The sequence below is a fragment of the Pseudoduganella chitinolytica genome (genome assembly GCF_029028125.1).
In the GTDB taxonomy this organism is placed as follows: domain Bacteria; phylum Pseudomonadota; class Gammaproteobacteria; order Burkholderiales; family Burkholderiaceae_D; genus Rugamonas; species Rugamonas chitinolytica.
In genome coordinates, this window is record NZ_CP119083.1 from 3,398,334 (window position 1) to 3,409,989 (window position 11,656).

Annotated in this window: 8 protein-coding genes; 1 reads left to right on the forward strand and 7 read right to left on the reverse strand. The window is 66.0% G+C overall.

Annotated features, from left to right (window positions below):
• Nucleotides 1-91: 91 nt before the first annotated feature.
• The 7 genes from PX653_RS14965 to PX653_RS14995 all read right to left on the reverse strand — a co-directional run bounded on the left by PX653_RS14965 (nt 92) and on the right by PX653_RS14995 (nt 10,466).
• Nucleotides 92-2,584, reverse strand: coding sequence for a TonB-dependent receptor plug domain-containing protein (locus tag PX653_RS14965; RefSeq protein WP_277413573.1), 2,493 nt, complete (start codon nt 2,582-2,584; stop codon nt 92-94).
• Nucleotides 2,585-2,692: 108 nt separating this feature from the next.
• Entirely contained in the window at nt 2,693-4,075 is a 1,383-nt protein-coding gene (locus PX653_RS14970) for a TAXI family TRAP transporter solute-binding subunit (RefSeq protein WP_277418578.1), read from the reverse strand.
• A gap of 315 nt (nt 4,076-4,390) precedes the next feature.
• Nucleotides 4,391-6,541, reverse strand: a complete 2,151-nt coding sequence (locus PX653_RS14975) for a peptidase domain-containing ABC transporter (RefSeq protein WP_277413574.1) — start codon at nt 6,539-6,541, stop codon at nt 4,391-4,393.
• Nucleotides 6,538-7,821, reverse strand: coding sequence for an HlyD family secretion protein (locus PX653_RS14980; RefSeq protein WP_277413575.1), 1,284 nt, complete (start codon nt 7,819-7,821; stop codon nt 6,538-6,540). Before PX653_RS14980 ends, PX653_RS14975 begins: the two co-directional genes overlap by 4 nt.
• Nucleotide 7,822: 1 nt before the next feature.
• Nucleotides 7,823-8,980, reverse strand: a complete 1,158-nt coding sequence (locus PX653_RS14985) for a cupin domain-containing protein (protein ID WP_277413576.1) — start codon at nt 8,978-8,980, stop codon at nt 7,823-7,825.
• 40 nt (nt 8,981-9,020) lie between these two features.
• Entirely contained in the window at nt 9,021-9,992 is a 972-nt protein-coding gene (locus PX653_RS14990) for a radical SAM protein (protein WP_277413577.1), read from the reverse strand.
• A 198-nt stretch (nt 9,993-10,190) separates the two neighbouring features.
• On the reverse strand, nt 10,191-10,466 hold the full coding sequence (locus tag PX653_RS14995) for a hypothetical protein (RefSeq protein WP_277413578.1): 276 nt from the start codon (nt 10,464-10,466) through the stop codon (nt 10,191-10,193).
• Between the two features lie 298 nt (nt 10,467-10,764).
• Between PX653_RS14995 and PX653_RS15000 the strand changes: the two genes are divergently transcribed.
• On the forward strand, nt 10,765-11,637 hold the full coding sequence (locus tag PX653_RS15000) for a hypothetical protein (protein WP_277413579.1): 873 nt from the start codon (nt 10,765-10,767) through the stop codon (nt 11,635-11,637).
• Nucleotides 11,638-11,656: the final 19 nt, after the last annotated feature.

Sequence of the window (11,656 nt, forward strand, 5' to 3'; positions counted from 1 at the left end):
CCGTCGATGCGTCGCGCAGGCTACCCGGCGGCTCATCGGCCAACCCGGAAAACCGGGGACAGTCCCGCAGGGACAGTCCCCAAGCCCGACATCACAGCGAATAGCTCAAGCGAGCGTAGACGTAGCGCCCCGACCGTCCGAACGGCGAGTAGTTGGTGAACGGCGCATTGCCCGTCGAGTTCAGCACGGCCGGATACGGGTCCGGATACTGGTCGAACAGGTTCTCGGCGCCGATCGCGAACGTCATCGCCTTGGTGATGGCGTAGCGCCCTTCCAGGTCCACCAGCGTGCGGGCCGACATCATGTGATCCGGGAACGGTGCCGAGCTTGGCGTCAGCACCTTGCCGTAGCGCGTCGCCCGCAAGGTGGCGCCCAGCGCACCGCGCGTCCACGTGCCGCTGGCCGTCAGCTTCGTCTTTGGCGTGCCCTGCTCGAACGTCAGCACGTTGACGCGGTCGAACAGCACGGGCGCCGGCGACAGCGCCGCCAGCTCGGCCGTCTGCGGCACCTTCGTCACTTCCGTGTCCGTGTAGTTGCCGGCCACCGTCACGTCCAGCCGGCCGATGTCGCCCAGCGCGAACGGATAGTTCACCACCACGTCGACGCCCTTCGTCGTCGTATCGACGCCATTGATGAAGAAGCGCCCGCCGCCCACGCCGGGGAAGCCGTTGGCCGTCAGGTAGTTGCGCACGTTGGCCTGCGTCAGGTTCTCGGACAACACGATGCGGTTGCGGATGTTGATCTTGTAGCCGTCCACCGTCACGCTGCCGCGGCCGAATTTCGCCACCGCGCCCAGCGAGAAGTTGGTCGACTTCTCCGCGTCCAGCGGCTTGGCGCCCAGCGCCACCGCGGCCGGGTCGGTCGGCTTGAACGTCGTGATGTCGAACGGGATGCCGTTGATGAAATTGGTCGACGTCGACGTGAAGAACTGCTGCTGCATCGACGGCGCGCGGAAGCCATTCTGCACCGAGCCGCGCAGCCCGAACGCGGGGCTGAAGTTGTAGCGTCCCGCCAGCTTGCCGGACCAGTTGTTGCCGAAGTCCGAGTAATGCTCGCCGCGCACCGCGAACGATGCCAGCAGGTCCGGCGTCAGGTTCGCTTCCACGTCGCCGAATACGCTGAACGCGTTGCGGTGGCTGTCCGTCTCGTCGGACGGGCGGAAGCCCGGGAATACCTGCGCGCCCGATGCCGTGGGCAGGCCGGACGGCAGCAATGCGCCGCCGTTGCGGTACGAATCCGGCTCGCCGGCCGTCAGCTCGTAGCCCTCGCGACGCGCCTCGGCGCCCAGCGCCAGGTTCAGCGGCGACGACAGGCCCACGTCGAACTGGCGCACGGCCGACAGGTTGTAGGTCAGCTGCTCGTACGAATAGCCGCCCGCGTCGAAGGTCGTGGGGCTCGCCGCGCCCAGCGAGCGGTTCAGCGTGTTCTCAATGGTGTAGTCCATCTTGTTCTTGCCGTAGCTGAGCGAGCTGTCCATGTCCCAGCCGTCCAGGTTCCACGTGACGCCGCCCGCGATGCTGAAGTCATCCACGTCCGGCGCGATGATCGGCAGGAAGCCGTTCGGATAGATGGCGATGACGTTGTTGTCCTGCAGGGCGCGACGGAAGAAGCCGGCCGAACGGGCCTCGCGCTTCTGGTAGCTGCTCCAGCCATACAGCTTGACGGTGCCGCCCAGGTTCGTGCCCGCGTTGACGAACACGGTGGACTGCTTCATCTCCGGCTCGCCGTACCACGCGTTGAAGCGGTCGATCGTGTTCTCACGCGGATCGAACTGGCCATTGACCAATGGGTACTGCTGGCGCATGTCGTAGCCGCTGCGCTCCGTATGGTCCTGGTCCTTGTATTCGGCCGCGATGGTGACGAAGCCCGTCTCGCCGAAGCCCAGGCCCTTCCACAGGCTGACGGTGGCGACGCCGCCGTCACGACGCGAACGTTCCGTCTCGCTGGTCCACGTCGCCCCGGCCGGCCCCGCGACAGGCGCGAAGCTGTAGTCGGTGATGCGCTTGCCGTAGCTGACGACCGCCTCGCCGCCGCTGCGGTCGTTGCGCAGCCGGATGTTGACGACGCCGGCGATGGCGTCCGAGCCGTACTGCGCGGAGGCGCCGTCGCGCAGCACCTCGATGTTCTTGACGATGCCCGTCGGGATCGTGTTCATGTCCACGGCCGCCGAGCCGCGCCCGATCGTGCCGTTCAGGTTCACCAGCGACGACGTGTGGCGGCGCTTGGAATTGACCAGCACCAGCGTCTGGTCCGGCGCCAGCCCGCGCAACGTGGCGGGCCGGATGGTATCGGTGCCGTCGGCCAGGCCGGGGCGGGGGAAGTTCAGCGACGGCAGCGCCACCGACAAGGCCTGCGTGATTTCCGGCACGCCGGTATTCTTGATGGTGTCGGCCGAGATGATGTCCACCGGGGACGACGTATCGAGCACGGTGCGGTTCGACACGCGCGTGCCCGTCACGATGACGGTGGCGCCGCTGTCCACGACAGGGCTGTCGGCGACCTGGGTTTGGGCGCCGGCCTGGCCGAACAGCGTGGCGATGGCGGCGGCGAGAAGCAGCTTCTGGGGTACGGAATTACGGTGCATCGCGATCCCTTCCTGTTGATGTTGGCCGCTTCATCTTCCTGGCGATGCCGCCTCGCTGTCAAATCTATCAGTGGCAAGAGAGGCAAGTTGTGGCGGTAAACAAACGGTCTATTCCACGATTACCGTATTTTCTTGTGCCAAACCCGGCGTCTGGCTAAGAATGCGTTGCCGCACGAACTGGATGTGGCTGCGCAGGCCATACAGGTCGTCGGCGAACGACAGCGGCACCGAGATCTGGTTGACGCGGTCCTCGATGTCGTTCAGGCGGGCCAGCTGGGCCCGGGCCACCGCCACCCGCTGCGCTTCCGGCGCGTCGCGCGGCGCGTCTTCCAATGCCTGCTCCACCGTGCGGAGTTGGCCGTACCAGCGATAGATGCGCGAGCGGATGCGCCATACATAGAGCGGCGGCACCACTTTCGACAGCGGCAGGATCAGCGCGCCCAGCGCCACCACCAGCACCCACATGCGGTCGAGGAAATTGGCCAGCCAGAAGCTCATGTACCGCTGCAGGAACGGGGCGCCGTCCTTGTAGAACTTGGCCGCCTCGCCCGCCACGGGAATCTCGGTGTAGCGCGCGGACGGGAACTGGCCCTGCTGCGAGAACCACCCTGCCCCGCCATGGATCTTCGCGGCGGCCTGCACGAACAGTTCGATCAGGGCCGGGTGCAGGTCATCGCGCGCCACCAGCGTCGCGGTCGGCGCGATCAGGTGGTAGTCGCGCGCCGGCAGGTCGCGCCCCAGGTCGACGATCCCGCGCGGCAGCGTCACGTGCGTCAGGAACGGCAGCCGGCGCGCGTAGGCTTCCGCCTGCGTGAAGTCGAACAGGTAGATGCCGGGCGTTTGCAGCAGCATCTGGATCAGCTGGTCGTCCGGGGCGGCCGCGAACACGAGGCCGTCGATGCGCCCTTCCAGCAGCTCCACCGTGGCGGGCGTGTTGTCGAGCTGGCTGACCTGCAGCTCGCTTGGGGCGACGCCGTTCAAGTCCAGCACCTGGCGGAACAGGCGGGGCGCGCCGCTGCCCTTCGCGCCGATATTGATCTTCAGGCCACGCAACTGCGTCAGCTGCGTGATGGGCGGCTGGGCCGGCTGGCCGGGCCGCTCGCGCAGGAACAGCCAGACGGGTTCCGTGAACAGGCTGCCGAGCGACACGAGCCCTTCCCGCTCGGCGGCCGCGTCGTCGGTGGTCCCGCTCTGCATGAACGCGATGTCCACCTTGCCCTCCTTCAGCAGGCGCAGGTTCTCGCGCGAGCCGTGCGAGCCCTGCAAGGTGACGGCGATGCCATCCCGCTTCAGCGCGGCCGCATAGCGATTGCCGAAGACGTCGTAGGCGCTGTTGTCCTGGCCCGTGCCCAGCACCACCTTGCGGGGCGGCGCGGGATCGACGATCAGGTAGGCCGCCAGGCAGACGGCGGCGATGACGAGGATGGTGGGGGCGGCGGACGCGACGAGGTCACGGACCGAAAAATTCGTGAACTTGCGGATGCGGTTCATCGTGGAGCGGAGGACGGGTTTCATGGCTGGCTACCTTGCCAACTTTTCGCCTTGTGCGCAAGGGTGACCCTAAGGAACAGGCACCGGACCCGAAATCGAGGCAGCCTCGGAATTGGGGACAGCCTCCGATTCCCACTGCGCGACGGCGCTGGCACGCGAATCGCGAATCGGAGGCTGTCCCCAATTATCCAACTGCGCGGCGGCGCTGGCACCCGAATCGCGAATTGGAGGCTGTCCCCAATTATCCGAATCGGAGGCTGTCCCCAAATATCCTGACCCAAGGGACCAGGCTCCCGTTGCCGCATGAGTCGCGGGTCAGGCCGCGACGGGCCGCAACGTGGCCGGGCGCTCCGCCGCCGGCATCAGGCTGGCGAACGGGATGACCCGGTCCGCGCTGGCCAGCGTATCGGGCCGGTGCGCGATGATGATGCGGGTGATGTTCAGCGCCGAGATGGCTTCGTTGACCTGCTTTTCCTTGTAGACGTCGAGATGGCTGGTCGCTTCGTCCAGCAGCAGCAGCGACGGTCGCTTGTACAACGCGCGTGCCAGCAGGATGCGCTGCTTCTGTCCGCCCGACAGCACGCTGCCCATGTCGCCGATGAACGTGTGGAAGCCCATCGACATGCTGCTGATCTCCTGCTCCACCGCCGCCATGCGCGCGCATTCGCGTACCCAGTCCAGGTCCACGTCGTCGTCGAAGAAGGAGATGTTCTCGGCGATCGTACCGGCAAACAGTTCGTCGTCCTGCATCACGGTGCCGATCATGCGGCGCAGCTGCTGGCGGCCGATCGAGGTGGCGTCCACCCCGCCGATCAGCACGGTGCCCCGGGTAGGCGGGTAGACTCCCAGCATGACCTGCATCAGCGTCGACTTGCCGCAGCCGGACGGCCCGGCCAGCGCGACGAACTCGCCCGCCGCCACCTGCAGGTTCACGTCGGTGAAGATGAACTTCTCATGCTCGCCGTAGCGGAAGGCCAGGCCGCGCAACTCGAGGCTGGGCTCCAGCGGCGCCTGTGCTTCCTCGTTCAGGTCGTCCACGGGCGCCGCTTCCGGCTTTTCCACGATGAAGTCCGAGACCCGGTCCATCTGCAGGCTGAGCATCTTCAGGTCGAAGTACTTGTTGACGAGCGCCGTGACGCGGGAGCCGAACTGCGACTTGTAGGCCATGAACGTCAGCAGCACGCCGGCCGACAGTTCCCCCGCCAGCACGGCGCTGGCCCCCATGTAGACGATCAGGATGTTCTCGATGGAGAAGATGACGCTGTTGGCGCCGCCGTACAGCAGGTGCAGGTATTGCGTGCGCAGGTCGGAGTTGACCTGCCTGACCACGAGGTTGAGCCAGCCGCTGTGGCGCCGTTCGGAGCGGCCGAACAGCTTGATGGCGCGCACGCCGCGCACGGACTCCAGGAAGTGGCTGTTCTGGCGCGCGGCGTTGATGATCTGTTCTTCCGTGGCCGAGTGCAGCGGCCGGTACCACAGCAGGCGCCCGGCGATGTAGACGGCCAGTGCCGCGATGGAGACGACGGCCAGCTTCGGGCTGTACATCAGCATCAGCACCAGCGTGGCCAGCGCCATCAGGCCATCGAGCACCCCTTCGATGAACGAGGTCGTGACGGTGCGCTGGATGACGTCGATGGACGCGAAGCGGGAGGCCACGTCGCCCAGGCTGCGCTTGATGAAAAAGCTCAGCGGCAGCTGCAGCAGGTGATGGAACAGGTTGGAGCGGACCTGCACGCTGAACAGGGTGCTCATGCGCAGCAGCACGGTCGAACGCATCATGCTGATCAGGTTCTGCGTCAGGTACAGCAGGCCGAACGCCACGGCCAGCAGCAGCAGGAGCGGCTGGTCGTGCGCGGGGATCACCTCGTCCAGCACGAACTGCATGAACAGCGGCGACAGCAACGCCGTGATCTCCAGTACCACCGCCAGCAGCAGCACCGTCACGACGGGCGTGCTCCAGCCCACCACCTTGCCCAGTATCAGCGACAGCGGAATGCGCTGGGTCTTCTTGATGGGCGCGAAGCCTTCGTTCGGCCACAGCTCCAGGGCGAATCCGGTGAAACAGCGCGACGCTTCCTCCAGTGTCACCGTGCGGATGCCCAGTGCCGGATCGTGGATCGTCAGGCGCCTGCCGCGGATCTTTTCCAGCACCACGTAGTGATTGAAGTTCCAGTGCAACACGCACGGCAGCTTCAATTGCGTCAGGCCGCCCATCTCCAGGCGCACCGGCCGCGCGGCCAGGTGGATCGCATTGGCGGCGCGCACCATGCCCGCCAGCGGCAGCCCCTTGAGCGATACGGAAAAGCGCCGGCGCAATTCCAGCATGTCGAAATGCGCGCCATGGTACTGCGCCACCATGGCAAGGCAGGCCAGTCCGCATTCCGAGATTTCGCTCTGGTGGATGATCGGCAGGCGGCGGCGCACGCCGAAACGCAGGGCGCCGAGGGCCGCGGCAAGTTGATTCATAAACTCATGCTCCGAGTGAATTTCCCGATCGGGTCGAAGATCCATTGGTACAGCGGCTTGCGGTCGAGGACAATGTCGGCATCGAGCAGGCCGCCGGCCAGCAGGGCGATGGCGCGGCCGTCGGCCTGCACCCGCTGGCTGTCCAGTGCCACGCGCACCCGGTACAGCGGCTCGTTGTTGTTGACCGCCGTCAGCTCCGCCGCCTTGATGCTGTTATCCAGTTCGTCCGGCCGGATGCTGGTCGCGGAAATGTCCACGATGGTACCGGCCGCCTGGCCGAACTTCTGGTACGGGAACGCCCGATAGCGCAGGTAGACGCGGGCGCCCTCGCGCACGAAACCGATGCCGTGGCTGGGCACGTACAGGTTGGCCTGCAGCCGCGCCCCGGCGGGGATCAAGGTCGCCACCAGCTGGCCCGGCGCGACGACGCTGCCCGGCTTGGCCATGATGGCCGTGACCTTGCCCGCCACGGGCGCCACGATCGCGGCGCCCCGGTAGGCCTCCTGCTCGACCAGTTCCTGCCGTACCTCGTCATACGAACGCGCCAGCGCCGAGCGCGTATTGGCGTGCTTCAGCGGCAAGGCCAGCTGCTCCTTGCGCGCGCTGTCGATCTGCTGCTCCAGCTCCTCGAGCTGCGTTTCCAGCGCCACGGCGACCTGCACGTGTTCGAGCAGCGCGCCCTCTTTCTGCAGCAGCTGCTCGCCCGACACGTAGCCCGTCTCGGCCAGCTTTTTGAACTTGTCCAGGGCCTGGCGCGTCAGCTTCTGGCGTTCGATCGCCAGCGCGTGCTGGCGCTGCAAGGTTTCCTTTTGCCGGGCCAGGCCGACGAGGCGCTGCCGCAGCGCCGCGCCTTCGCTGGCCTGGATGGCCTGGGTGGACTGCAGCTCCCGTGCCAGTGCGTCGCGGCGCGCCGTGATCGCCGCCGCCATGCCGACGTTGGCGTCGTCGCCATTGCTGCCGTAACGGGGGTTCGCAAGGCGGAACAGCGTCGCGCCGGCGCCCACCTCGACACCCTCCGCCACCTGCGCGGCGATGACCGTCCCCGTGGCTTGGGCGGACAGGCGGATCACGCCCTGCTCCGGCAGCAGCTGGCCCGGCACGCTGATGCGCCGGCTGTACTGGCCGAACACGAGCAGCAGCAGCAGGCCGATACCGATGGCGGCCCCCGCTACCGCATACAGGCGGTGATGCAGGGGACTGCCCAGGAAGACGTCGCCGAACATGGCGGCGTTTTCCCGCTGGGCCTGGGTGACTTCCTTGCGAAATTGCGGCAGCGCCATGTCAGGCCGGCGTCATCAACTGGACCAGGTCGCGTGCCAGCAGGCCAGCCAGCCCTGTGCGGACGACGTCGCCGGCGACACCGGTGCGGCTCTCCAGCTGGGCGATCGTGACAGGCTGGCCGGCGCACAGCTGCAGCATCAGGTCGTGCTCCACGCCCTGCAGCGTCACGGCGCTGCCGTTGACGATCACCTGGCCGTCCGTGCCGGCACGGGGATAGACCGCGTTGAGCCGCACTTCCGTGTCGGCCGGCATGGTTGCCGGCGCGCCGCTGACGCCTTCGCGCAGGTTAAACGGACTTTGCACGCGGTCGGAATGGTTGATCAGCGCCAGGTACTCGGCCAGGTTGGCCTCGTTGGCCAGCGCGGCGAGCACGTCCTGGCTGGCGGCCTGCACCAGGGCGAGGTTGTCGGCACCGAACCGCATGCTGCGCCGGCAGCTGAGGAACTCGGGCAGCTTGGTGCTGCACAGCCAGTTGATGTACTCGGACACGTACGGCGGGTGCACGCCGATCGCGACGTGGAACGTCTCCTCGCCGATCGGCGTGGCACAGTGCCACCAGCCACGCGGCACGTACAGCACGTCGCCCGCCTCCAGGATGATGTCCAGGTCCGGCTCGGCCGGGCATTCGCTCTTGACGTCGCGGCTGGTCTGGCTGGGCAGCGGCAGTTCCATCGTCGGCCGGAACAGCTGCCAGCGCTTGCGGCCGTGCAGCTGTACGGCGAACACGTCGTGGCAATCCCAGTGCTTGCCGAACGAGGCCTTGTCGCCGAACGCGAGGTAGCCGTTGGCCAGCGTGTGCTGGGACGTGAACTGCGACACCTCCAGGCACAGCGCGCGGATCAGGCGCTGGCGGGCATCGACCCGGTTCAGGATCAACGTCGCCCCGCCCTTCAGCAGCGCATAGAAATTCTGGCGGATGACGCGGCGGCGCATCGTGCCCAGGTCGTTGTACACCTCGACGAACGCTTCCTCGGGCACGAACGTGCCGTTGTTATTAATGCGCATCATCGGGCCGGTGGGCTCGGTGGCGTGCAGCACCTGGTCGATGTCCGCCATCGAGAACGGTGCGTTGCGCAGCGCACCGCGCAGCAGCAGGTAGTTCTTCTCGTGGTATTCGCTGTGGAAGGCCTGGCGCGACAGGCCGAACTGGATATGCATGGGATTCCTGTTAAGTTGTGTGTTCGAAGCGGCGACAGCGTCAGGCTGGAACGATCGGGATCGTCCGGCCGACGGCGGGACGGCTCTTGTGGGCCGGGCATTTCAGCTCGCCCGCATCCATCGAGTCGTAGCCGCGCATCCAGTACGCCATCTTGTCGCGGTCCAGGTTGAGGGCGCCGTTGGCGCGGACCTGGCCCAGGCGATTCTGCTCGTCGGCCATCATTACGGTGCATTTCTGGACGGTGCCATCGGCGCGGATGGCCAGCGAGTTGGGCCGGGCCGCGTAGCAGATCTTGGGCGCGGCGGCCACGCTGGGCGCGCCCGGGAGCGGCGGCAGGGGCACCGGCAGGTCGAACGCCGCGTGGATGCGCGCCATGATCGCTTCCCGCTCCGCAGGCGGGATGGTGAAGCTGTGCGCCGCATCCGGTCCCAGGTTTTCGATCGGTTTGACGAAAACGGAAAAACGGGGATCGCGCAGCAGGCCGTCGCGCAGCGCATGGGCCAGCCGCTCGATCGAGGCCAGGTTGTCGGTGGTCAGGTGCACCCGCAGCACGATGCGAAAGTCCAGGTCGGAGCTTGCTAACGCGTTCAGGTTGCTCCAGATGCGCTGGAAGGTGGGTCCGCCGGACATCAGCTTGCGAGTCGCGTCATGGTCGGCGCCCAGGCCGTCCAGCGAGATCTGGTAGCCGCGCTGGCCGTAGCCGGACAAGGTGGCAACCGTATCGAGGTCGAGAAAATAGCCGTTGGTGGTCACGTGCCCCGACAGATGGACGTCGTGCGCGGCACATTCGCGCTGGGCGTGGTCACAAATGTCATAAATGACGTCTTTTGCCGCAAGCGGCTCGCCGCCGAACCAGCCTATTTGCAGATGATCGATCTTACCGACCCGCGCACTGATCAGGTTCTTTATTCCTGAAATAACAGCCGGCGGCATCTTGCCGAGCAAAAAATCCTCGTAACAATAGGTGCAGCGAAAATTGCACTGCTCCGTCGGATAAATGATCAACTCCATCCTTTTCGGATCGAGCGATGAAATAATTGCCCGCCTCGTATTATCAATCACGTTTGCCCCGATTATTTCAGAATCGTTACATTAAAACCTGCAGATCGGGCGCATCTTATCGATGCGCCCGGCCGGCGGCGGCCCCGGGGCCGCCGCTTTACCGTGGGCGTCAGGCTGGTTCAACAGCCCTCAACCCGCGCCGGGAACTCAGCCTTCGTCGCCGTCCAGCTCCGTTTTCGGTGGTTCAGGCGGCTTCGGAGTCGGGGTCGGCGGCGCCGGCGGTGTTGGCGGCGTCGGGGGCGGACAGTTGTTGGTAGTCGGGCAGTATAAGTTGATGTCCGGGATAGGGATCTTGACCTCTCCTCCTCCGCCAACCGCTTCCAGCAGATCCGCGTCCAGCACTTCCGTCAGCGTGAAGCCGCCGAACTCGTCGAACTCGACCTGAGTCGAGATCGTGCTTTTGTTGATCAATTTGTCGCTCATATCATCCTAAATAAGATTGAACTTCAGTCGTTATCACGTCGCCTTTTAATGGCGCCATGAATGAGAAGCATTCGCGCAAATGCCGGCGGCAGTTTATTTTCAAAAAATTAACTGGTCAAGACTGCCGGTAATTCGCTGTTGCGCACCTGTCATTATTAACAGGCTGCGTAATTCAGCAACAGCGGATAAATAGCTATCATCGTGCAAGTGATATTTATCGCAAATATTCGACCGCGCCGACGCGATTGCCTATAATGCGCGCACGCTATGAAAAAGGACTGGACATGGGAAAAGCGGAATGCGTGGCACTGCTGCGGTGCTGGTAATGGCGGGATGGCCGCTGGCCGGCGCGACAGCGCCACCGGACTGGCACGAATTCGACTATGCCGTCAGCGCGGCGATCGGCCCGGGGGACGAGCGCGTGGCGCTGTTGCTGCGGGCGCAGATCGACGGCAGGAAGTGCTGGCTGCAGCTCGACACCGGGGCGCCGGATGCCGTGCTGTGGCACGGGCCGGCCAGCGACGCAAAGGCGCCCGCCACCGCCGTGCAGGTCAGGATCGGCGACCTGGAGAAAACCGTGCAGGCCCCTGCCGCCGTCCTGGCACAGGTACGCCAGGGCGAATGTGCCGTGGGCTCCGTCGGCAACGGCTTCTTCGAACATGGCACCCTGGCGCTCGACTTCCCCGGCAGCCGCTATGCCTTCGTGCCCGGAGCCACGTTGGGGTCGGACAGGATGGCACAGCCGATGCGCTACCTGCGGGGGCCGGCAGGCGGCGGTTATCCGCTGCTGCCGGCACTACTGTTCGACGGCACGCCGGGCCACTTGCTGTTCGACACCGGCTCGGCGCGTTTCGGGGTGGTCGCCCCGACGCTGGCGCAATGGACCGTGTTGTCGGGCGGGCGCGCGCTGGCGGACACGGCAGCAGTGCGTTCCTACGCAGTCAGCAATGCGATGGATGCGGCGCCGCTGCGCTGCCACGACACCACGGTGGGCGGTACGATCGCGCTGGCGGGCCAGCGGCTGGCGCCGGGCATCGTATCGTATTGCGAAGGGAAGGAATTGCGCTTGGCGGTACCGCTGGCGGGCGTGCTTGGCCTGCGCGCGCTAGCGGGCCATCGGATCACGCTGGATTACGTGTCGCAGCGGTGGAAGCTGGAGAAAGCGGACTGAGGGTGGAAACCCGCGGGGA